Origin of the sequence: Nocardia arizonensis (assembly GCF_001310275.1) — a bacterium.
GTDB classification, from domain to species: domain Bacteria; phylum Actinomycetota; class Actinomycetes; order Mycobacteriales; family Mycobacteriaceae; genus Nocardia; species Nocardia arizonensis.
In genome coordinates, this window is sequence record NZ_LGYZ01000006.1 from 22,361 (window position 1) to 48,803 (window position 26,443).

Genomic DNA, 26,443 nt, shown 5'->3' on the forward strand with positions numbered 1-26,443 from the left:
CGCGTTCCCGCGTGACGATATGCGGCGTGCAGCACGGGCTTTCGGGTCCGCCGGGACAGTGAGCGAGGGTTGGTGATGGGCGAATCGAAGTCGAACAACCGCAAGGTTGAAGTCGACGCCGAGGTGCTGATCGCCAAGGGCAAACAGCTCGCCGACCTGCCCGGCGCCGGCGGCGGGCTGTTCGACATCCTGAACAAACTCAGCGGCGACCTCGCCCGCCTCGGAACACCGTGGGGCGACGACGAACTGGGTGACCAGTTCGCCGAAGGCAAAGACGGCTACCTGACCGCGAAGGAAGGGCTGATCGGCAATGCCGGCACCGGGCCCGACGCCCAGGGCGCGATACCGATCTACGGGCAGCTGCTGATCAACTACGGCCGCAGCCTCGAGGAAGCGGGCAAGCGGTTCTCCGCCGGTGAGGACCTGTTCGCCGACTGGATTCTGAAGAACTACGTCAACGAGGACGCCAAGGGCGACCCAGGGCCGTATACCGGTCCGCTCAGCTCCGACCCGAACCATCCGAGCAACAAGAAGAATCAGGTCCCCCCGCCCGGCGGAAACCAGGACAAGGACGGCAACGGACCGAACGGCGACGGGACCAACGGTGGCGGTGGCCCGCAGATCAAGTCGAACGGCGGCAACGGCCCCGATATCGGTAGCTCCGGCCTCAGCGGAAACGGGGCGACACCCGACCTCGGCGGCATGAACCCCAGCGGTCCGGAGTCGAGCCCGAGCGACAAGCCGCCGTTCGCGAATCTGTCCAGCAGCAGCCCCAACTCGCCGTTCACCCCCGAGCTGGACGGCATCTCGAACAAGGCCATCGACCCCTCGACGGACCCGAACTCCCTGTTCGGTCCCGGCACGTACGGGCCGGGTCTCAGCCCGTACGACAGCAAGGCGATCGACCCGGTGACAGGCAAGCCTGTGGACAAGTCCGGGCTGCCGATCGGCAGTACGCCGGGCAAGGGCGGTGCGCCGCTGGGTAACCCGCTGCTGCGGCCGACCGGCGCGTTCGACGGGGAGAAGCTGGCGAACAAGTCCACCCAGGGCGCGAACCAGAGCCGCGCCGGCATCGCGGGTACCCCGATGATGCCGGGCACGCCGGGCGCCGGATCCGGCGTGCCGGGCGGCGCGTCGACCGGCGACACCAAGGACAAGCGGCGTGAGCGACGTAAGGACACGCCTGCGGCGGAGGAAATCGACATCGACAGCACCGGCGGCGGTCCGTGGACCCGCGCCGGGTGGCGAAACAGCGAGCGGCAGTAGATGTCCGGCGTATCGGCATCGGATCTGAAGCTCCCCGAGGAAATCCAGTTCCTTTCGTGGGTGGCCGGTGGCGCGTGGCCACAGGGCAGCGAGAACGGGATGTTCGCACTGGCCGACGCGTGGGACGAGGCCGGTTCCGGGCTGGCCGGTGTGGTCGCGAATGTCGAGGAGGTCGTCAAGGACATCCTGGGGGCGTACTCGTCGCAGAGCGACAATTCGACCCTGGCCCGGACCTTGAAGAGCCTGACCGACGAGTCCGAGGACGTGTCGCTGCAGAAGATCGCCGAGGCGATGAAGCAGATCTCGAAATCGTGCGACAAGGTCGGCTGCGCGATCGAGGAAAACAAGTGGATGATCATCATCGGCTTGCTGCAACTGGTGATCGAGATCGCCTGGGCGCTGTCGAATCCGGTCACGGCCGCCACGGTGCCGGCGAAGATCGCCCTGTACAAGCTGATCTTCCAATGGCTCAAGGTCCTGCTGTGGGAGATGCTCAAGGGCGCGATCAGCGCCATGCTGATCCAGATGGTGCTGAACTCGCTGCTGCAAGCGGGCCAGATGGCGGCGGGCCACCGCGAGAATTTCGACACCCAGTCGTTCGGCGCGTATGCCCTGGGCGGGTTCATGGGTGGCGCGTTCGGTGGGCTGTTCGGCAAGATCGGCGGGGATCTTTTCAAGCAGCTGGGCAAGCAGTTCACCGGGTCGGCGTTCGACGGGATGTGGCAGCGGATCGCGACCGGGTTCGTCGCCGGTGGTGCCGGTGGTGTGGGCGGCATGATCGGTGGTGGTCTGTCCAATCAGATCATCTACGGGCAACCGTTCGAGCTGGACCCGCGCATGTTCGCGTCGGGTTTCGGCGCCGGGTTGAGCGGTGGCGCGCGGGGCGTGCGTGCGCCGAAGGTCTCCGTGCATATGGATGTGAACCCGAAGCTGTCGGCTGGGTCGCTGGCTGGTGGGCCGCCGTCGCTGGCGCCCAGCGGTAGTCGCGCCGGGTTGGCGTCGGAGGGTCCGCACTCGCGGGTGCCCTCCCCGTCGGTGGACGGGTCGTCGATCGGGCGCACAGGTGACGCTGGGGGGTCGAACGCCTCGGTGCATTCCTCCGGCGACGGCGCGGGCTCTGTTCAGCACGACCAGCAGTCGTCGGTTCAGGTCCATGGTGCCGGCGAGGGTGATTCGTCGTCGATGTCGACCCATGACCTCGATGGGACCGGTTTCCGGGACACGTCTTCGCTGAACAGCTCGACATCGACTTCCGGTGACATGCAGATTCTCGACACCGGGTCGAATTACGGTGACAAGACGGGGAATCTGCATGTCTCGACGCCGATGGATGGTTCCGGTGCGTCACCGATCAACGAGAATGTGAACTCGCCGAAGCCCGCACAGGTTTCCGATGTGGCCCCCGGTGCGTTGGCGGCGTCGCATTCCTCGGCGCAATCCAATGCCGCAGGGCGGTCGGACGTCGGCCTGTCCAACACCGGGCAGTCCGGTGGTACTCCGGTCGCGAAGCCGTCGTCGGTGGCCAACCTGTCGGCGTCGTCCCCGTCGTCCCCGTCGTCGAGTAACTCCTCGTCGCCGGTCGGCAGTCATGCGCAGCCGTCTTCGTCGGCCCCGGTCGCGCGGTCGAACGCGTCCGCTTTCTCCGGTACCGACGGCTCGGTGGTGCAGACCAAGACCAACACCGCCCCGGTACCGACCAAGGTTTCCGCCGAGAACGGATCGCCGGTCACGCGGTCGGTGGCGAATACGCCGGACACACCGAAGACACCAGAAGCGCCGAAGACACCGGACCGGCCGAAGTCGATCGCGGAATCCGTGCGGAGCGATCGGACGGGCAGCACCAAGACGGTGGCGAGCGGCAACTCCGATGTCACCGTCCGGTCGACCGCGTCGGAGACGGTGCCGGTCCCCGAGAAGACCGATGCCGGGTCGGTCGCCGGTGTCAAGGTGACCGAAACGGCGCAGGGTTCGGAAGGTTCAGGGCTGTGGCGGGCGCTGACCGAGGAGCGCTGGCGGATGGTCGATTCGAGTCTGACCGCGCCGGTCTGGCCCGGTCTGCGCGGGTTCATCCACCAGATCATGCCGTTGACGGAGTTCCGGGATTGGCTGAGCAACCGGCCGTCCTCGGCCGTGCCGCACGAGGTATACCGGCCGCATCAGGGCAATGATCTGCCCGTGCGCGACCACTACGGGTGGGAGCCCTCCGGTGCAAAGGACGGCGATGCCGACGGGAAGCCGGTGGCGGGCAAGCCGAACCTGCTGTCGCGGAATGTGCACTGGTACACGGAGAAGGAACGGGCCCCGCACCGTTTCACGGTGGGCGACGACCTGACGTGGAAGAAGGTCGGCGACGGCGACGGTGCACCGTCGGCCGGGAAGAAGTCCGACGCGTCGACGACATCGGGTGATTCGGCGGAGGAGCCGAAGGGCGCGACACCGCCGGAGGTGCCGCCGATCGAGAACATGGTCGGTGACGACGGCGACATCACCACGACGATGCCGCGCTACGGTCCGCTGCTGAAGCGGTGGGGCGAGAACGAGGCGCCGACGATGCGCACGGTGGTCGTCGACCACGACGGGAACTGGTACATCAGCGCTGTGGAGCACGAGTCGTTCCACAATGCGGGTGTCTACGCGGCGTTCCAGGCGCAGTTCGTCAAGGGGAAGATGACCGCGGTCCTGGATTGGGCAGGCGCCTACGAGATCGCGCCGGCGCGCACGCGGAAGGTGCTGACCGATCTCGGCCTCTACGAGACTGTCGAACACTTCGACCGCGGCGGCCGGAAGTACTCGGACGAAGACAAGGCGAATTGGTATGCGGCCGAACCGACTCCGTCGGACAAGTCGCATGCCGAGGGTGCGGAGAGCACCGGGGGCACCGACAAGGATCACGACACCGAGGGCCGGCTCCAGGGTGGGGTGAAATGGGACGACATCGCCGACCTGGGCGATGAGCCGAAGGTGCTGTCGAAGACCGACTGGGCCGACGCCGATATCGCGAATGTCAAGGTCGCGGTGCTCGGCGACAAGACGACCGCGCACTACATCTGGCGCGCCGGGGACGGCACGACCACCGAGAACAGCCGGTGGCGGCGGCTGTCGGCCGACGGCGACGGTGCTGTCGAGACGGATTTCACCGGCGATATCAGCGATGTCCTGTCCGATCCGCGGTTGACCGAATTCGCGGTGCCCGCCGACACCGACATCGTGGTGAAGAAGACGTCACGGCCCGACCACGGCGACGACGATGCGCTGGGTGCGGCGGGACGCCGGGACGGGTCGGGCGAGGGCCGCGACCGTGATCTGCTCACTGTGCCACCACCGCGCGAGGACGGGTCGGCGGAGCCGGATTCGGCTCCCGTCCCGCCGAAGGATCCGGCGGCCACGGCCAAGCACTTCGAGGACCAGGCCCGCGAGATCCTCGACCAGCACCGCAGGCAGGCGGACGAGTGGTCCGGGCGGACGACCGAAGACCTCACCGAGCTACTGAAGGGGGCGGCCCACCACAACGATCCGGCCAGGGCCGAGGACTACCGCAGGGCGGTGGGCGCCGCGGTGGAGCTGATCCTGCGCGAGGACGGCAAGACCGCCTACCAGACCCAGGTGATGGGCACGATGGCCATGCACGCCGGGCCGATCCGGATGGCCGCCGGCGAGGGCAAGTCGCTGGTGTTCATGGCGACAGCCATGCTGATGGCGTCCTCGGGCGACGGTCCGGTGCACGTCTACACCACGCGGGATACGCTGGCGGACAAGGCATTCGCCGATTTCTCGAAGACGTTGAAGAAATACGGTTTCGAGATCGGCCGGTTGCGGTCGGACAGTCTTCCCGAGGGTCTCACCCCCGATCTCGACCCGGCCGCGCCGCCGAAGCCGACCATCTATGTCGGCACCGTCAGCGACGGCGTGTTCGGCCGGATGCGGGGGATCGAGGTGCCGGGCAAGCGCGCGTTGATCGACGAGATCGATGAAGCGCTGGGCGGTTCGAGCTCGTTCATTCTCGCCGACCGTGGCGGAGTCGCGTCCGAGCACGTGACCACGACGGTCAACGACGCGCAAAAGTTCCTGTCCAAGCATCTGGCGGACGGGGCACTGACCCTCGAGCATTTCGGCAAGACCGATGAGCGGGTCGGTCCGGCGAAGCTGACGCCCGAGGGAGTCGAGGTTGTCGAGGAGTTGCTGCGGGCGGGCGGACCCCGCGGGCCGAAAGCGCTCGATCCGCAGCAGCTCGCCGAGCAGGTGCGGGCGGTGGAGATGGCCGCGACCGCGCGCTGGGAGTACCCCGAACAGGACTCCTACATCATCGATGAGAAGAACCAGCGGGTGGTGATCATCGACAAGATCAGCCACAAGGTGATGGCCGATGCGAAGACCTCGACCGAGAGCCGGTGGAACGGTGGGCTGGCGCAGGCGATCGAAGCCAAGCACGGTCTGCCGGTCCGCAGCGACACGGGTGCGGCGCAGAGCACGACCGCGAAGGAGTTCTTCGCGCAGTTCTACGACAAGGTGACCGGCGCGTCGGGCACACCGGACGGTGCGGCGGCGGTGCTGGCTCAGCTCGGCGCACCCGACATCGTGTCGATTCCGCGGAACAAGGATTCGCGCCTGACGATCCTGGACACGGTGACGGCGGTGGACCAGCCGACGAAGCATCGCATGATCGCCGACGAGATCATCGCCGCCCATCGCGACCGCCCCGATCCGCGACCGATCCTGATGATCGCCAACCGCAACAGCGAGGTCGCCGCGGTGTCGGACCTGTTGGGGCCCACCGTCGAACATGTGCGGGTCGACGCCGACCAGTTCCTGGCGTGGGGTGAGCATGCCGAAGGCAATCTGTTGAAGCTGCTCGACGTCGCGGGACAGTCGGGGTCGGTGTTGCTGATCAACCGGCAGGGTGGTCGTGGCGTCGATATCTTCATCGACAAGCTGATCGACGAGGCCGGCGGTCTGCACGTGCTGGTGACCAGCAAATCCGATCTCCGGGACATCGACATCCAGGCCGAGAGCCGCGCCGCGCGCAACGGTCAGCAAGGCAGCGCCCGGTACTACATGGCCGCCGACGACGAGCTGTTCGCGCACTCGCCCGATCACCAGATCTCGGTGATCCAGTATCGCGACGCGGTCGCCGACCACCATGCCGCCGTGGCCACCCACACCAAATCGGCCGCGGACCTTGACGCCGCCGTCGCCGCACACGACGCGGCGGTGACCGCCCGCGACACCGCCGATACCGAACACCAGCACCTCCTCGCCGAGTCGACGACCGCCACGGCCCGGTTCGAGGCCGCGAACGCGGACTACGAGGCCGCGAACGCCACCCTCGCGGTCGCCGACGCCGCCGACCGCGCCCCACCTGCCGAGCGGGCAGGCGGAAGCACGCCCGCCGCTGTCGCCGCTGCCGAAGCCGCGCGCGACGCGGCCCGCGACGCCCGCGATGCCGCCGCGGCGGCCGCCGACCAGGCCGCGGTGGCAGCCCGCGATGCGGCGCAGGTTGCCCGCGACGCCGCCGGGGCAGTGCGCGAGACGCACGCCGCGTTGGAGGCGGCGCAAGCAGCCGAGGCGGCGGCGGCCCGCGCTCGCCATGCGGCCCTGCTCGAGCGAGAGGCGGCGGAGAACGTCCTGCACGACGCGGTGCCGGATCTGCAGGCGCGCAATGCCGCCAAGCAGCTGGCGGACAGCGTCCGGCTCCCGATGTCGACCACCTCGGCGAACCGGACCCCGATCGATCCGGCCGTCACCAGCCCGGCGGTCCTCGCTCCCGTCAGCGGGAACGCGGAGCACAACGACCACCGGTCCGCGCAATCGGAATTCGATGCGGCCGTGCACGGTTCCGGCCTCGCCCGGCCCGAACCGCCCGCGGCGACGAAACCGGTCATGCCGGTCACCGTCACCGAGATCGACAATCCGGGGTTGCTGGTCAGCGATGTCACCGGGCACCTGGTGCCGGTGGCGCCAGGGCAGCACCTGGACGTCGACGACAACGTCGATGCCTCGTTCCGCGAGGTCGACGTGCCGGGCGCCGGTCGGGTGCTGCTGCCGAACACACTGATCGCGGCGGCGTTCGACCAGGTCCGTTCGGCCGCCGGGTCGCTCCAGCTCGTGCCGAAGGTGTCGGGCATCGTCGCCTTCGACGCCGACAGCAACGCGCAGGTCATGCCCGATGGGCCGATGTTCGTCCGGCCCTATCACGATGCCGGCGAAAGCCGTTCCCGCATGGAGGTTTTCGGTGGACCGGCGGTGGGCTGGTTGCGGGTCGACGCCGACCGCAGCAGCGTCCGGTCGCGCCGGGCGCAGGGTCCGCTGTACCCGAGCGATGTCGACGTGCCCCGGCCCGCCGATGTGTTGCAGGGCTCGGCCGCGGACTGCTACCTGTTCGCGAACCTGCTCGGCATGGCCTCGAACACGCCGAGCCTGATCACCGACATGATCGCCCCGGCCGTCGTCGACGGTCAACCGGTGTACCGGGTCCGGTTCTACGACCCCGAGACCGCAGGCTGGGTGTGGGTGACCGTCGACGACACCTTCTATGTGAACGCCGACGGGACCATGACCTACGCGGTGCACGGTGCCGACCAGCCGCTGTGGGCGGCGGTGATCGAAAAGGCGTGGGCGGTGTTCCACGGCGGCGAACACGGGTACCACGGGCTCGACCTCGGGATGCCGGGAAAGACCGCCGCGATGCTGCGGCCGCCGACGCTGCCCGGACCCGAGACCGGACGCGCCCAACCGACCCGCGCGGTCGATGAGCCGATGTTCGCCGATCCGTTCCAGCTCGACCGCGACACCCTCGCCGAATTGCTCGGCCGGTCCGGCTTCGCGCGGATGGTCCTCGACGCCGAGTCCCGGTTCGCCGCGCTCGGCCGCGGCACGGTGGCCCAGACCAGGGACAAATTCCTGGTGTTCCTCGACAAGGAAGTCAAGACAGCCGCGACCCGCGCGGCCGACCGGCTGCGCCGGGCACAGGTGCGTCCGTCGGAGCTGGCCGACCTGGACCGCGCCGCGGTCGCGGAGATCCTCGGCGGTGACGGGCTGGCCGATGCGGTGCTCGAGGTGCTGGCCGGCTGGGACGCCGTCGACGATGCGCTGGGCCACAACAGCTTCAGCGCGTTCCTGACCGAGCAGTGGCAAGGCCCGCGGCGGGCACTCGAACAGCATCTCGACGCCTGGAAATCGGACACCAAGCTGTCCGACACGACCGTCGCGCAGTGGATGGCCGACCGCATCGACCATCTGGTCCGGCGCGGCGACACCGTCAGCCTGGGTACCAAGGCCGCCTTCGACACTGCCACCTACCATCCGAGCAGCGTGCTGACCGCCAAACACGCCTACTCGGTGGTCCGGGTGGACCGATCCGGCGCGACCACGCGCGTGGTGATCCGCGACCCGCGACACGACCGCGAAATCGGGGTCCCGATCGACGAACTCAACCAGTTCACCACGATCAGCGCCGCGGGCGCGGGCACGCTGTTCGTCTTCGGCGCCGCGAACGTCACCGCGGCGTCGTCGTCCACGGTGGTCGCGCGGACACCCGCGGGGGATCTGCTCGGTGTGTCCAACCCGTTCCGGCGCCGACCCGCGGCGGGGGCGACCGCGCAGTTCACCGCCCCGCCCGCGCTGCCCGGATTCGGCCTCCTGCCGAGTTCGGTCCAGCGCGCCGAGAAGACCCTGGAATGGTGGACCGCGCACGGCGAGCGGTGGTGGAACGAGCTGCGTTTCGCCGAACTGCCGCAGGACGCGCGATACCGCCTGACCACCAAGTATCACAAGCTGCGCGACCTGGCGGGTATCCCGGCCGCCGTCCGCGACGAGATGAACCGTGGCTACCTGACCGCGGAACTGGACCGGCTCGACCGTGTCCGGAGTGAACGGCAACTCACCGCCGGTGAGCGCACGCTGCATCTGTTCGTGTCGCAGGCGAGCCGGGGACTCGCCCAGGCAGAGGAATACGCGCGCCGCGGCGCCGAGCTCTCCGGCATCGCCGCGCCGCCGGTGTACGTGCTGAGTTGCCGGCCACAGGCGTTCGACGGTGCGGGCTCGATGATCCTCAGCTACGGCGACGCCGACCGGGCCGAGACGGTGGCGTGGCATGTGCCCGGCGAGCGACCGGCAGGGCTGCCGCAGCAGTGGCGGGGCCTGCGGACCGGGATGGACCTGTACACCGCCGCCGAACACGACAGTCTCGCCGCGAGTACGGCCGTCGTCGTCTGGATGGCGCACGACGGGGCGTTCGGGCCCGAATCGACTGCATCCGCGCTGAATTGGGCGAAGGACACGTCGGCGGACGGCAAGCAGCGGCTGGCTTCGGCGGTGTCGCGATTTCACGGCGTCAGGACCGTGCTCGAGCGCGGCGGCGCGGCCCCGCCTCCGCACACGCTCGAAGTCCACGACCATCGGTGGCACACGAATCCGGGCGAGATCCACGACCGGCCCACCCGCCGCATCGACCAACCGGTCAACCGCGCACTCCACGGGCTCCCCGCCGCCGACCCCGGCCTCCCCGTGCCCGTGCTGGTCTCGATGCCGGTCACGCGCCGCCTGTTCACCGGTGTCCCCGGTGAGCAGGATGTGCTGCGGGACAACGATCGTCGGCATGCCGGCGACCAGCATCTGTCCGCCCAGCTGCGTGAGCTGGCCCGCGAACGTCCCGGCTGGGTGCGCCGCATGGTCCGCGAGCGCCTCGACGGCGCGTACGAGGTGCGGTTCACCGGCCCCGACGGCCGTGCGATCCGCGTCGCCGTTGACCGCCAGTTCCCCGCCTACGACGGCGCGATGGCCTACGGCGCGCACCGACCGGATCGACCGCTGTGGCCGCTCGTGGTCGAGAAGGCTTGGCAGACGCTGCTGAGTACGGAGGAGTCCGGGCCGTATATCCAGGGCGCCCTGCGCGGTAACCGGTACAGCGTGGTCAACGCGCTACGTCCGGCGGGCGAATGGACGCCCGCGGGCTCGTGGCGACCTACTCGGGGCGCTGTGCACCGTGTCGACGAGCACCCGATGAACCTGAGCGAGTCCGCGCTCGCGGCAGCGCTCGGCAATGCCGACGCGGCCGAGGTGATCTCAGGCCTTCGGCACGACTGGGAGCGACGGCAGACGGTGGTGCCCGACTTCGCTGTGTGGGAAGCCGTGCGGGCCGCACGGGCCGCGGCTCGCGCCCCGGAAAACTCCGTCGACGTCGTCCTCGCCTGGCTGCAACAAGGCGGCGACATCGCCGACCAGCATCGCTTCGAAGTGGAGCTGGCCATCTCGACGGCTGAGCAGCCGGTGCTACGACAGCCACTGCGGCAACTGCGTACCCGCCTGCTGTCCTACGGCGAGGCCGTGTCGGCGCGCTGGCCCGCACTGTTCGACGCGCTGACCGCGAATCTGACCCGGGAGGAGTTCGCGCACTGGATGCGCGTCAACGACGTCTCCACCACCGCCGGGTTCCGCGCATTCCTGGAGGAGCAATTCGTCGGCACCGAGCACCAGGCGATGTACGACTCGTCGTGGCCGCGACTGCTCGACGCGATGTCGGAGTGGGACACCGATGCGCCGGTCAGCCCTTCCGCCCTGCGGGACTCGGTCGGCTCGCGGCTGCACCAGCTGTTCGAACACAGCCGCGCGCTCATCGTGAGCACCCGGCCGGCCTGGCCCAACAGTCCCACCGAAAGCGGGCTGCTCGGCGACTACCGTTACGAGGTGTCGAACGTCTTCCTCGACGACACCGACCGGGTCACCGCGGTACTGCTGACTGATGACACCGGGCGCGAAACCATTGTCCCCGCACACTATTTCAACCAGTTCCTCGTGCTCTCCGGCTATGACCAGGCCGACCGGCCCCTGCGCACGGCCGCCCCTGCGCCGCCGCAATACCCGGCCGACGACCTCGCACCGCCGGAGTACCGGGCCGAGGAACTCGCGCCGTTGGACCAGTACCTCGACGAATTCGGCTTCCCGGTTCCGCACCAGCTGGTGACAGCCATCGTCGACCGGTACGGGTCGCAGATCGTCGTGCCGTCCGCGGATTTCACCGACTTCGCCAGGGCGCCGATCGCCGAGGTGGCGGCGACACCGCTCGGCCTGCTCGCCGCGCGTGACCTCGACGGTCCGCTGTTCGGTCCGACCGGGCGCCCGCACGTCGAGGACTTGCGGCACCTGCCGCAGTGGCCGGTGGTACGGCACCTGCGGAACCTGGCCGCCGACCCGGCGGCGCTCGAGCGCCTGCTGCGCCCGGTCGTCGAGAAGTCCGAATCCGCCACCCGCGCCGTCGGATTGGACGTTCTGCTCCCCGTGTCAGGGACACCGACCTGGATCCGGGTGCAGCGCTCGACGGCGCTCCCGCAGACCGGGCCCGCGAACACGCCGGTCTGGGGCGCGATGTTCCTCGAGGCGCTGGCCGCCGCCCGCGTGCTCGAAAACCAGGACGCCTCCTGGCAAGCGGTCGTGCACTTCGACTTCACCGAAAGTGCCGAAACCGATGACGCCGGACCGATTCCGCTGGTCCCGGCGGGGACGACGACATCGGGCGCCCCGGTGGAATACGTCCGCAGCTATCCGATCCGGCGGCCGGGCGCGACCCGCACGGATGTCATGTTCGGGTACGAACGGGTCCTGCCGACACCGATCGGCAGTAGTGTCGTCCAGCTGGAACGCCTCGATGCCGACGGCGACCTGGTGACGGTCGATCGCGACGAGCTGGCCGACCTCGGACTGCCTGCCTTCAGCCTGCTCCGTGGTGCGCCGTGGCCCGATGAGGTCGGTCCGCTGGCCGATCACCTGGCGCACCTGCCGGATTCGCCCGCGGTGAACCAGTTGCGGCAGTTGGCGGCCGAGGACCCGAACCGCCTGCGCGACCTGGTCCGCGTCGACGGGGACGGCACGACTGCCACGGTCCACCTGCTGGTGCAGGGCACGCCGCAGTGGGTGCGGGTCAACGGTGTGACCGCGCTGCCAGGGCCCGCGCAGGACGGGACCTGGGCCGATCATCCGACCTGGCCCGCATTCGTGCTCGAAGCCTACGAGGCCACTCGGGACGACAGCGACGACGAGGACACCGACTTCGCCGCATACGACGACCAGGAACTGTTCGCGCCCTTCCCGATCGCGCAGGCGGACGAGCAGATCACGCCGCCCGATTTCGTCATCGACGACGTCGCCGGCCTAGCCGCGCTGCACGCGGCGGCTGCCGCGTCGAATCCGTTCGGCCCGCACAACGGCATGCCGACTGGGCCGGTGCTCGCTCCGATCGGGCTGGGGACCAGGGTCGTGTACGGGTACGCGCCACTGGTGGCAGCGGATGGATCGGTCGTCGAACCGTTCGACGGCGGCATCCTGTCGCTGCAGGCGAGGTTCCTGCGCGACGACGGCACCGACACCGCACGGGTCACCGGTCTGAGCGGGACCGTCGAGGTGCCGATGGCGATGCTCGCCGCGCACGGCTACCACTGGGACCCGGTGCACGAGTGGCTGGCCAGAGCGATCCCACTGCCCAACGGGGAGTTGGTGTTCGAGCATCAGCGGGTCGTCGTAGATCCGCGGCCGTTCCCCGGCCACGTGCTGCTGCACGTCGGCGATCGGCGCCACTGGATCGATGAGCGGGTAGCCGCGCAGTTCGGGCTCATCCGGCCCGGTGGCACTCGGGTCTCCGGTGCGCTGACGCTGCCGTCCGGCGCGCAGGTGATGATCTCGCAGCTGCCCGTCGTGGTCGACCCGTCGCCGCAGACCCGGCCGGGCCAGATCCTGCTCCGCAACGAGGGTGAGCCGCTGTGGGTCGCCGAGGACCAGGCGGCGGCGGCCGGGTTGAGGCGGGCGCGACGGCTGGACCGGCCGATCTTCGGCGAACGCGGGCCCACGGTCGACGACCTCGCCGGTCTGCCGGACTGGCCCGAGGTCGAGGAGTTGCGTGCGCGCGCGGCGAATCCGGTGAACATCCTGAGTATGGTCCGCTACGTCGTCGTCGACGGTGGCGCGATCAGGACGGTCGACGGGGTCGACACCGCGATCTTCCCGAACTATGTCGACAAGCACGGCAACGTGCTGAGCCGGGCCGGCGGGGTGCTCGTCAGCAACAGCAATGTGATCGGCATCGATGTGCTGCTGTCCGTGGCCGGGCAACCGCGCTGGGTGCGGGTGGACCGATCCACGGTGATCCAGGCCATGATGTCCGACGCCACGCCGTCGTGGCCGCTGCTGTTCCTGGAGGCGGTCGGCGCGGTGCGCGCCTACGAAACGGGGATCGGGGTACCGGTCCACGCCGCCCCGCGCGCTACGCCCACCCTGTTGACGCAGGCCTTCCACGCACCGTCCGATGACGCACCGGCGCTGGGGAATCCAGGTCCCACCCAGCCGGTGACCGCGACCGCGCCGCAGTTCGCGCCGACGCAGTTCGCGGCGGACGTCGAGATGGCGCTGCTGCGGCCGTCGAGTGGTCCGGTGGACGCGGGGATGCCGGTGCTGACCTCGCCTGGTTCCCGGCTGGCCTTCGAATTCCCCCCGCTGGTCCACATGTCCGGCGCGGGCAGGCGGGTGTGGCCGCCGTTCGAGGGCGGGATCCTGTTGGTCACCGGAGCCCTGGACGAGCGGACCGGGTACGTCCGTCTGTCCGGACCGAACGGCACCCTGCCCGTCTCCCTCGCCGCACTGGCCGCCAAGGGATATCGCTGGGACGCGGCGAACGGGTGGTATGCGCGCGCGGTGACCGTCCAGACGCTGGACGCGGGCGACATCGTGCTGTTCGAGCATCAGACCGTGGTCGCCGAACCGCACCCGCAATCGCCGGATCACCTGTCGGTGCGCGCCGGCGGTCGGACGTACTCGATCGCGACGGCCGAGGCGAACCGGGTCGGTATCCGCCTGCCACAGCAGCTCGGCGGCGACCTCTACGGTGCTCGCGGTCCGGTCGTCGAAGACCTTGCGGGCCTGCCGGATTGGGCGGCCGTCCGGCAGTTGCGCGAGCTCGTCGGCGACCCGGCGGGCATCACGACGATGCTGCGCCAGGTCGTCGACCGCGACGGGAACCTGACCCACGTCGATGTGGCCATGCTGGTGGCCGGTGAGCGGCAGTGGGTCCGGGTGGACCGCTCGACCATCGTCCCGGCCGATCCCGCGGTGACCGACCTCGCCACCACCCCGATCTGGCCGTACGCCATGCTCGCGGCGCACCTGGCGGCCAGGACCATCGATGACGCGTCGGCGATCGACGACCTGATGGATTCCCAGTGGATCGGTAACCGGGCCGCGGCGCTCGTCAACCACGGGCTTTTCGCGCGGGATGGTGTGGATGAGGACGACGTCGCCGCAGGGCTCAAAGATGAACCGGCACTACAAGAGACGGAGACGGTGGCCCACCCGGCCCAGGTCGGGGATCTGCCCGGCAACAGCACGCCCCCGCTCGACGCGGCACTGCCCGTGAGTGGTCCGGTCACGGTGGGCACGCCGCATCCGATCGCCGATGTGCTCGACGACGGCGAACTGGCCGCGCTGTTCGACACTCCGGAGGTGGAGAGCGCGGCATTCGAGCGGGCGGCGATCCCGGTACCGGACGGCTCGGCCGTCATCGCGCCAGCGGGCATGGAATGGCCGATGCCGGTCACCACGGCACACATTCCGGCCGCGCCGGGAACGATGCTGGTCAGCGACAACAAGCAGCGTCTGGTCGCCATCCGGACGGCCAGGTCGCTGCCCGTGCTCGCTCGGGAAGCGGACGGCCATGTCCGAGTACAGCTTCCGGACGGCCGCACCGCCGTCCTGACCCCCGAGATGGTCGCCGCCGCCTTCGTGCCGGGCCGCCGGCTCAATCGAGCCGATGGTCAGGAGCTGTTGCGGCCCATCATCCCACCGAGCCCGCACAGTCTCGGCTGGGTCGTCGATGCCGCGGGCGCCGTTGTCGAACTGCCCGGCAAGGCATTCCGGGCGCGGCCGCATTCCGGCGAGCCCCGCTACTCGATGGCGGTGCACGCGGGACCGGAATTCCGTTGGTACGCGGTGGAACCCACGCGACTCGACGTCAAGGCCGAACGCGCGCGCGGGCCGCTGTACGGCCCGACGGGACTGCCACAGCCGGGCGACGCCAAGCAGGGCCGCCTCGGTGACTGCTATCTGATCGCGCCGCTGATCGGGATGGCCACCGACCACCCCGGCTTGATCACCGACATGATCAAGCCGGTCGACCACCTCGACGGCATGTACGACGTGCGCTTCTACGACGAACAGACGCACACCTGGGTGTGGGTCCGGGTCGACGACACCTTCTACCATCGCGGCACCGACGGCACGATGATCTACGCGGTACAGAACCCGGATCAGCCGTTCTGGCCCGCGCTGATCGAAAAGGCCTTCGCGATTCTGCGCGGCGGCGCGGCCGGCTACCAGGGCATCCACGGTGGCAATTCGGCCGCTGCCGGGGCGACGCTGCGTCCGCCGGTGCTGCCGGGGACCGCGGGCCGCAGCCAGCCCTCCGCGAGTGAACGTCTCAGCTTGACCCGATTGCCGTTCCTGGTCGACTACGACACCATGATCGACATCGCGGGCAGTGCGGGATTCGTGCGCATGATGCAGGGCTGGGAGCACGAATTCCGCACCGCGCAGCTCGCGCAGGACGATCTCGGCGCCGCGTTCAAGACACTGGCGCTGAAAGAAGTGAACGCCGAGCTGAAACGCGTCCGCGCGGCGCTGGACAGCCCCGAGCTGGCGTCGGTGCCGCTGTCGGCGATCACCCGTGCGGACCTGATCGCGCAGCTGGGCGACAACGGCACGGTCGACGCGGTGCTGGAGGCACTGTCGGCCCGGACCAACGACGACAATCGGGTCGGCTTCGTCACACGCCTGGGCAAGCAGTGGCGGGCCGCGAGCAGCAACATCGAACAGCACCTGTCCGCCTGGTTCGCGAACACCAGGCTGGCCGACACCGCGGTGGCGCAGTGGCTGGCCGCGCGAATCGAGTTCCTGCTGTCGCGGGGTGACACGGTCACCCTCGGCACCAGGTCGAACATCGCACGCACCTATCACCCGACAGCACCGGTCGTTTCGGGCCACGGCTACTCGGTTCGCCGCGTCCTGCGGTCTGGAACGGACACCTACGTCGAAGTGGTCGATCCACACCGTCCCGATACGAGCCTCCGGATTCCGCTCGACGAACTGAACCTGTTCCGCACGCTCAGCTCGACCGGTGCGGGCACCATGTTCGCGTCCGGCGGACTGCCCGATCAGAGTGTGAGCGCCGCGGCCCGGCCGACGAGTGAAGTGCTGGAGCCTGCCCCGACCGCGCCGGAATGGGCGGTCGCGGTGGAGCAGTGGTTCGACGGCGCGTGGACCGTGCACACCGGTGCGGTCGCCGAGTGGCGGCCGGTGGATCCGGCCGACATCATGCTGCTCGGTACCTCGGCACAGCAGCTGTTCGTGCTGCACCGCGGCCGGGCCGGCCGGATCGAGGCGCTGGATTTCCAGGGCAGGCCGGTCGCGCTGGACGAGCGTGGCATCGGCGGGCTGATCAGCGACCACCAGCTGACCGAATTCCTGGTGGGCCGAATCGAGATGGCCCCGCAGTACGACGTGACCGGGCGGGTGGTGTCGTTCACCGGTTTGCTCGACGAGTGGGTCGAGCCCGCGTTCGTCGCGCCGGTGGACGCGGTGATCGAACGGGAGACCCTGGTGGCAGTGCCCACACCGCCGCGCGCGCGGGTGCCGGAGGCCGGAATTCTTCTCGATCGGGGCCGGGGCCTGGTGGACGGTCAGCGCTACGCGGTGCGCCGGTCCGATGACCCGGCGCTGGTGGAGGTCAAGCCGGTCACCGGCGGTGACGCGTGGCTGATGTCGGCCGAACATGCCGCGGCGTTCGGGCTGTACCCGGCACAGCCGATCGATGGCGCATTGTGGGGGCCCGAGGGGCCGTCACCCGAGGACGTCCCGGAGTTGCTGGGAGACAAGGAGTTCACCGAGCAGCTGCGGGAGCTGGCGCGGCGGGATCCGGGCGCGATCGTGGACATGTTCGCGATGGCCGACGCCGAGGACCGCGCCACAGCGAGCCGCTACCGGATCATGATCGCCGACAGCACTGGTCCGGTGCTGGTGGAAGTGGACCGCCTGCTGCATCCGGATGCCGAGGGCCGGCCGGTGATCGAGGACGGGCACCCGGTGTGGCCGCATCTCGTGCGGAAGGCGTACGACAGAACACGATTCGCCGAGATCCTCGGCATCGACACCACGGCGATCGACTTCGCCCCCACCCGCGACCAGCTCCAGAGGCTGCCTGCCGACGCGCGCGTCATCGCCATCGCGGCCGACGGAAACTGCTTCTTCCGTGCCGTTTCCGCCATCATCGGACAGGATCACGCGACCATTCGTGCGGATCTCGTCGCCTATCTTCTCGACCGGCGCGCCGAATTCGAACACTTCGTCGTCATCGAGGAGGGTGAATCTCGCGCACAGAAGTTCCTCGACGACGTCACCGCGTTGCGGCGTGACGGGACGTACGCCAATGATGCCGCCGACTTCCTGGTCGTGGCCGCCGCCCGACGGTACGGCATCGACCTGGCGGTGATGGACGACGCCGGGAACGTCGTCGAGACGCACGGAGTCCCCGGATCCAGCACACGGCACTACCTGCTCCGGCGCGAGGTGGCCGGGGGCCACTACAACCTTGCGATGGTGTCCGGGCAGCCGTCGGGCAGCGGGCAGGTGTTCGGGCACCCGAGCGGGACACCACAGCGTCAGGCGACGCGCCGGGTGGTCGGCGCCGCCGTGCGACGGCTGCTCGCGGTCCTGGCAGGAGTTCCGCGCACCCCGAAGACCCCGCGCACCGTGGAACCCTGGTTCGACAAGGAGCTGCCACCGCTTCCGGCAAGTTCTGCGCGCATATCAGCGGACAACGATGCGCCGTTGTGGGAGAACGCTCTCGACCAGTGGTTCGACGGGGACTGGTCCGATTTCTCCGGTGCGGTGGCGCGGTGGCGGCCTGCCGATCGGGCGGAGATCATGCTGCTCGGCACGGCGACGCGGCATCTGTTCGTCCTGCACAGCGGTCCTGCGGGACGGGTCGGGGTGCTCGATTTCGACGGCAGGCCGGTCGTGCTGGACGCGCGCGGGATCGACGGATTGATCAGCGACCATCAGGTGACCGAATTCCTGCTCGGCCACATCGAAATGGCGCCGCAGCATGGTCGGGTGGTGTCGCTGACCGGACTCGACACCCTGCTCGCGGAGCAGGAGGACACCTTCGCCGCGCCGACCGACGACACCACACCGGCGCAGGCGACGGATCTCGCGCGCGCGGTGGACTCACTGCGGGCAGTGCCCGACTACGGCGCGGAACTCGCCGCGCAGCAGTACGGACCGGAATCGGGCATCGCTCCCGCCCACGGCCGGCCCGTCTTCGCCGGTACTTCCCTCCCGGTGCCCGCGCGACGGACCGCCGCCGACGAGATCGTGCTCGCCGGTGTCGCGCCGCTTCCCGAGGTGACCGTCCCCCCGGTCCACGCCGGCCTGCACGAGAAGCGTCGCATCGTCGTCGGACCCGACGGCCTGCTGTACCGATCCGACGGCAGCCTCTTCGACACCCGGTGGTCGGCGAGCCCGCATGGTGGCCACCAGCAGCCGACACACCTGACGCAGTCGCCGATGAACCGGCGCGCCATCCTGGTGATGGACGAGCGCGGCAACATGTGGGCCGTCCCGTCGGGCGAATTCGACGGAAAGACGATCACCCCCGCGTCGCTGCTCGGTGCGGGCCGGGCCGCCGCATCGGCGTGGATCGAGGTGCGTGCGGGCGTGCTCACCGTGCTGGCCGACGCGAACGGCGAGTACGGGTTCGACATGTCGCAACACAATGGCAACGCGCTGCTGTACCTGATGCGCGGGCAGCCCGCCGGTGCCGGGCCGGTCATGCCGAGAATGCTTGTGGCCGAAGACTTCCGGCACCTGCGTTATGTCGGTGCCGGGCGCACCCCGAGCGAACCGGGCTGGATCGAGCAGGACTGGCTGGGCAGCCGGACGGCGTCGGAGCAGGTGGCCGCGCCGCTCGGCACCGCAGCGCGTCGACCTCTCCCCATCGCCCCCGACGGCGCGACGAGTCAGCTGGTCGAGACGGCACCGCAGACCAAGGGTTCCCGCGTGTGGCCGCGCGATCTGCCCACCATCACCACGGAGGCGGGGACCACGCTGCGATCGTTGCCTGGGGGAATCCTGCGGCACCGCAGCTTGCCGACGCGAGTGCGCGTCGACGACAACGGCGAGCGGTCCTACTTCGTCACCGGGGCGGACGGGACCGGCTGGGTCACCGGCCGCACCCTGCACAGCAACGGCTACCGCCTGGACGCGGCCAACGGGCGGTTCGCGCGGGAACTGACCCTGCCGACGTCGGCCGGTCCGATCACGCTGTCGGTTAACGAGCTCCTTCGCGTCGAGCAGGACCCCGCGGCACCGGACCGGGTGCTGCTGTTCCGCGGCGCCGCCGCCCCCGTATCGGTGGCCGCGGACCAGGCCGACCGGCTCGGCCTGCGCCCGCTGCGTCGACTCGCCCATCGTGTGTTCGCCACCTCCGGTCCTTCGATCGACGATCTGGCACACGTCGGTCTCGCCCCCGATTCCGCAGTGCTGGAGCAACTTCGCGACCTCGTAACCCACAACCCGAAGCGCCTCGTGTCGATGTTCACCTCCTTGGGGCGGGATTTCGGGGTGCTGCTGATGGTGCGTGGCCGTCCACGCTGGGTCCGCGTCGATCGCTTCACCACCATGGACTTCACCGGCACGGACAACGACCCGATCTGGCCGCTGCTGCTGCTGGAAGCCGTTGCCGCGGTACGCAAAGCCGAGGACCAGCACGATGTTCAGCTCAGCCTGCACGACAGGGAGTACGACACCGACGCCGGAATCTGGATCCCCGCGGCAAGCGTCGATGACGAACTCGACAGCCGGGTGGCGACGTGGCTGAGCGCGGTCACCGACGGCCCGCCCGCAGCGCCCGAACCGACCGCGACCGGGGACGACGATCAGACGGAATGGGAGCGGGCACAGCTGCTGATCGTGTGGACCGATGCCGCGGGCAACCACCCCGACGCACAACTGACGCTCTACGACGCGGGCCGCGGCGTCACGGTCCAGATGACCCGGCAGGAGCTGGCGGACCAGGGGTACGTGTACTCGAACACCGAACTCGGCAAACGCTTCACGCTGCCGATCATCGAGAACGCCCACGGCTTGCCGACCGGACCCGAACTGAATCCCGCCGCACCGCAGACTTATCCGTCGGCGGTGACGCCGGCGACCGTCGACGAGCCCGGCGCCGTCGATCAGCTACCCGCCGCCGACATCCTGATCCCGCCCACCGCGGTCACACTGCCGACCACAACCGGACCGCTGCACCTCGCCGCAGGTACCCGCATCGCTGCGCGCCGCACCGCGAGCCACCCCGACCACGTGTGGATCAGGCAACCGCGGCAGGCGCTGTGGCATCTGGCCGCGGAAGCGGACCTCGCTGCCGCAGGCATGGAAGTGCCGCACGTCGTCCGCGTCCTCGGTGACCTGTTCGGCCCGGACGGGCGCCCGCACGCGGGTGATACCGGGCAGATCGGGCTCGGCACCTGCTATCTGCAGAGTCTGCTCCGCAGCCTCACCATGACCCACCCCGACTGGATCCAGCAGATGGTCGAGGAACGCGACGGCGGCTTCGCGGTGCGGTTCACCGGGCCCACCGGGTACGTCTGGATCCCGGTCGACCGGCGGTTCTACGCGGTCGGGTCCGGCGCGGACCAGCGACTGGCCTACGGCGTCCACGCGCCGGGGCGGCCGCTGTGGGCGGTCGTGATCGAGAAGGCGCTGGCGATCTATGTCGGCGGCGATCGGGGTTACGCCGGCATCAGCGGCGGCACCGCCGCGGCCACCGCGGCGATACTGGCTCCGCTGCACGCGTGGAACTCGATCGGACGGCCAGCGCGATTCCGGGCCACCGATGATCTCGGGTACGCCCACCCCATGACGATGGGTCAGGACGCCCTGGCCGCCGTGGTCGGCAGCTCGGCGCTCGCCCGCGAAGTCCTCCAGCTGGAGCAGGCCTGGCGCGATCGCATCAAGAACCAGACCCAGACGGGCCCGGAACACAATCCCTATGTGGCCGAGGGCTTCCGGGCCTTCCTCCGATCCACGATGGACCCCGCCGGCTTCGATCGGCTGCTGCAGGCGACCGCGCTGTGGGACGCCATGCGGGACTGGGACTCTGGTCGCCCCCAGACGACGGGAACGGCGCTGACCCAGTGGGCACTGGACCGGATCGGCTACCTCGTCGATCACGGCGACGCCGTCGTCCTCGGCACCAGGGGCGATCTCGACCAGGACGCGCCCGGCAACATCGGCTTGCTGAGTGGCCACGCCTACACCGTGCTCGGTGTGGAAACCGATGCGGCGACCGGACACGTCACCGGCGTCGTCGTCGTCGATCCGGGCCGGAGCATGTACGACCCGGCCGCGTTCATCACTGTGACCCAGACCCATCTCAACGCCTTCATCATGCTCTCGTCCGCCGGACCGGGCAGCTGGGGAGCGCACGGCCACGACTACCTCCCCACCCAGCTCCTCGGCTTCGGAGCGCCCCCGGCGGAGCCGCCGGCCCCGAACCGCGCGACCCGCCCCAGCCCGGCACCGTGGGCGATGTCGGTCGTCGATGCGTCGACGAATCAGCCGGTGGCTCCGCCTATTCCGCGGTCCACCCGACCGGCTGTCGTGGCGCCGATCGCCACGGTCGTCGCCACCGCGCCGCCCGCCTCGGAGTTCGCGCTTCCGCCCGCCGCGACCGACATTCCGCGCCAAGGATTCTCGCTCGATGCCTACAGCGGTCACCGAGTGCGCTTGGCCGACGGGGCACGGGTCCCGTTGCGGGTGCATGAAGACCACGTATGGCTCTTGGCTGCTTCGGAACAGAACTCCACGCCACAGTGGCACCAATTCGACAAGGACGCGGTGACCCGGCGCGGAGTCGAAGTGCCGCAGGTCGTCACGATGGACAATGTCCTGTTCGACCCCGACCGGCTGCCCTCGGTGCTCGATGTCGAGCAGGGGATGTTCGGAACCTGCTACCTGATGGCGGATTTGATCGGACTCGCCGAGCAGCATCCGAACTGGATCTACGACATGATCATCGAAATGGCCGACGGCACCTTCGATGTGCGGTTCACCGAGCAGATCGACGACCTGCACCGGCGTGAAGTGTGGATATCAGTCGACCGGAACTTCTATGTCTACGACGCTGAACGGCCCTACGCGCAACGCAAGTCGGGGATGCCGCTGTGGGCGATGGTGATCGAGAAGGCATGGGCGAAGTACCGCGGCGGCGATGACCGCGGCTATGTCGGCATCGAAGGCGGCAGCGCCGGTGCCACCGCCGCCGCGTTCCAGCCGCCGACCGTGACCGGCAGGCACGGCAGGCTGGTCTCCTCGCGCGCCATGGACGACCACTATTTCGCCCACCCGCTCACCCTGGGGCAGGACGCGCTCGCCGAATTGATCGTGGGACCCGGTGTGCAGGAGGAGAATGCGCACCGCAGCGCGCTCGAGCCGGCCGAGGAGATTCTCGACTTGGAACCGGCGTGGCGCGAGTGGATGAACAGGTGGGCCGACCACACGAACTGGGATCGGGCCAAGAGCGTGTGGCGCTCGCTCCACGGAACGAACTCCGCGATCGATCCGAACGAACCGCGGTATCGCCGATGGCTCGATGCCAACAACGCGCACACCTCGACGGGGTTCCGGACCTTCCTGCGCGAAACCCTCAGCGCCGACCGGTACGCGGCGCTGGCCCCGGCGCTCGAGGTGCTGCACACCGAAATGGCGAAGTGGGAGTCCGGCCAACCGCTCGAGGAGTCCTCGGTGCTCACCCAGTGGGTCGCCGATCGGATCGCCCGGCTGCTCGAACGCGGCGACAACGTCACCGTCGGCACTCGCCGCGTGCGGAACGGAAACGTCCACCCTCACACCGGATTGCCGGCCGGGCACGGGCTCTCGGTGACGAGAGTGGTGACCGAGAACGGTCGCGCGACCGCCCTGGAGTTGCGTGATCCGACCGATTGGATCGACTTCCCGAACGCTGTCGCGCCGTCGCGCATCGTGTCGGTGCGCCACCTCAACCAGTTCCTGCTGCTGAGTTCCGCCGGGCCAGGCACGCGGTTCGCGCACGGGTGGGATGCGTTCGTGACCCCGACGTACTGGCCGGTGCGCGCCAGCGCTGTGGTCGGCGATCGCGCGCTCGACCTCGCCGGAACCGGTGCGGGCCGCACCGCCCTGTCGTCGCAGAACGACCTGGCCGATCGGGACGTCCCGTTGACCGCCGCCGACTCCATCCTGGCGAATCGGTACGACGCGGACAACCAGGACCTCCTGCCTGCCGCACTTGTCAAGATCCGCACCGATCTCGAGCTCGAGTCGAACGGGGTGCTGGTGGAACTGGAGGCCGGGTCGCGGGTTGCGGTTCGGCTGGACACGGGCACACCGGACCGAGTCCTGGTGTACGCGGCGGCGGTCGGGTCAGAGGAGTCGACCTGGCATGCGGTCGATCGGTCGGTTCTCGTGGCCGCCGGTGTGACACTACCGGCACTCGTTCGGGTTTCCGGCCCGCTGTTCGGCGCCGGTGGACTTCCGGCGGTGACCGATGTGAAGCAGGGCGACATCGGCACCTGCTATCTGATGGCCGACCTGATCGGCCTGGCCGCCAAGCATCCGACGTGGGTGCAGCAGATGATCCGCCCGCGCGACGGCGGCGGCTGGGAAGTGCGGTTCACCGAAGAGGTCGTCGACGACAGTGGGCGTCCGGCACCCCGCGCCTCGGCGTTCGACGACCCGGTCCGCCGTGAGGTCTGGATCGCGGTGGACGACCGCTTCTACGCCGTCGGCACGGACATGGCGTACGCGGCGCACCAGACCGGTCACCCCCTGTGGCCCGCGGTGATCGAGAAAGCCTGGGCGATATACACCGGTCAGCACGAGGGATACGCCGGCATCGAGGGCGGACTGCCCGGCGCCACCGGCGCCGCGCTGTGGCCGACGGTCCTCACCGGCAGTTCGGGCCGCACCCTGTCCAAGCGGGCGGTGGACGATATGGGTTTCGCGCATCCGATGTCGCTCGGACTGGACCTGGTGACCGACATCCTCGGCGATACGACGCTCGCGAAAGAGGTGCTGAGCCTGGAGTCCGAGTGGCAGGCGTGGATGAACGGCTGGTCGGACCTGTCGACGTGGGACCGCGCGGCCGAGGAAATGGAACGGATCGACAACCTCGGACTGTCCGAGGAGGCTGCCTCGACCGAATTCTGGAACTGGCTGCGGCGCCAAGACGCTCGAACATCGGCCGGATTCGCCGAATTCTTGAAGGCCTCCTGGGGGTTCGTCGAGACCGATCCGCTCGGCCGGCAGTTGGCGCCGTTGTTCGAGGTGATGGAGCAGTGGGAATCCGGGGCGCCGATGGCCGGTTCGCCGGTCGCGCAGTGGGCGGGGGATCGGATCAAGCAGCTGCTCGACCGCGGCGACACCGTGGTCCTGTCCACCCGGCGGCTCGAGGTGGGCCGACGTCACCCCGACACCGACCTGACGCATCAGCACGCGCACGTGGTCGCCGGTGTCGTCACCGACGAGGCGGGGAACGTCACCGCGGTGCGCCTGATCGACCCGTTCTGGTGGCTGCCCGAACACCGGTTCGCGGACGGCATCGAGGTGCCCCTGCGATATCTGAATCAGTTCGAGAGTCTGTCGTCGGTCGGGATGGGCGCGCGGTTGGCGTACGGCTGGGACACGGCCGTTCCGACCGCGGAAGGGTACGGAACGTCGCAGCCGGGAGACGAACTGGCACAGGCATTCGAGTCGACGCTGTCCCTCGACTCCGCCGCGGGTCAACTCACCTCGTCCAGCAGGCCGCAGAACGATCCCACGCTCTGGGCGCTCGAGGTTCTTCGCAGCAGCTCGGAGCTGAATCGTCGTGAGTGGCTGGCGCACGCCGCGACCGGGATCACCGATCACAACGAGTACGCCGCGCAGCGCTACGGCGACAAGGCCGCGGCGATTCTGCATGACCTCGACAGCCTCAACGAGGAGTTCGGCGTCACCCGTGACTTCCGGCAACTGCTGATCGATCCGGGCGTCGTCTCGGAGACGCACCGGCCCGCGTTCCTGGAGTTCGTGCGAGCGGGGACCTGGACCGAGCAGACCGTGTTCGATATTCGGCACGCCTTCGCGGATTCGCTGGGGAAAACGACGTACTACCGTGCGCTGAAGCTGACGCAGGAAGCGGCCGAGCAGATCCAGGCCGAGACCGGTCTCAGCAGCCGCGCCTGGCGGACGGCCACCGCCGCCCCCGGTCTCGAAGGTGCGATCCGTGCTGGCCAGTCCGGTGTGCTCGATCCCCGTGAAATCTTCGATGCGCCACTGAGCCAGGCGATGACGAACCATGTCCGGCCCTTCTCGCGAACATCCACGATGCGACCGTGGGGCACCCTGAAACCGGTCGCCAGCTACAAACCCGCCGCGACGAAGGAACAGCGTGATGCCGGTGCTGCGCGCATCGATCAGAGCAGAGTCACTACACGCGCGACCGAGCTGCGCGCCATGGAATTCCGCTATTGGGAGCCGTATCTGACGGCTGCGGCGAGGCAGCTCGGCCTGCTGGCCGAAGCGGATGCGCTGTCGCTGAGGGCGTTCGACAACTTCACGGCGGTACAGCGGTCGGGAATCCACCAGATCGCACGTCCTGCGTACATCGCGGCGCGAAACAGCGACCTCGATCGGCTCAAGGACGCCGATGCCTTCCAGTCGGTCACGCTGGATCAGCGTGTGGCGAAGTCGGTTGCCGCCACTCCGGAGATGGCCGGACAGCTGCGCGACGGGGAGTCGATCTACCTGTTCGAACTCGAGCTGTCCCCACTCGACGTCATCGATCCCGAGGACTATGTCGGCAGCGCCGAAGCGCCGAAGTTCGTCAGATTCAGCGGCGGCGAATGGTTCGCCTACAGCGGCGATATCGAGGGGATCGTGCTGGGACATATCCACTCGTCGCAGATCCGGTCGGCCGCCCCGCTCGACCCCGCACGGTGCCAGGACTGCCAGATGGAGCTTTCGTGGGATCCCGTCACCGGCCAGGTGACCGCACACCAGCACCCGCCGGCGGGCGGGTCGTCGGCGGGCGGGTCGTCGGCGGAATCCCCGGACTTCCTGGACCTGTGAACCG

At 69.3% G+C, this 26,443-nt stretch carries 2 protein-coding genes; both read left to right on the forward strand.

Going from position 1 to position 26,443, the window contains the following annotated elements:
* The first annotated feature begins 75 nt into the window (after window positions 1-75).
* Window positions 76-1,266, forward strand: coding sequence for a hypothetical protein (locus APZ21_RS01020; RefSeq protein ID WP_054811322.1), 1,191 nt, complete (start codon window positions 76-78; stop codon window positions 1,264-1,266).
* A complete protein-coding gene (locus tag APZ21_RS01025) occupies window positions 1,267-26,439 on the forward strand; it encodes a C2 family cysteine protease (protein WP_054811323.1) in 25,173 nt (8,390 codons plus the stop codon).
* Window positions 26,440-26,443: the final 4 nt, after the last annotated feature.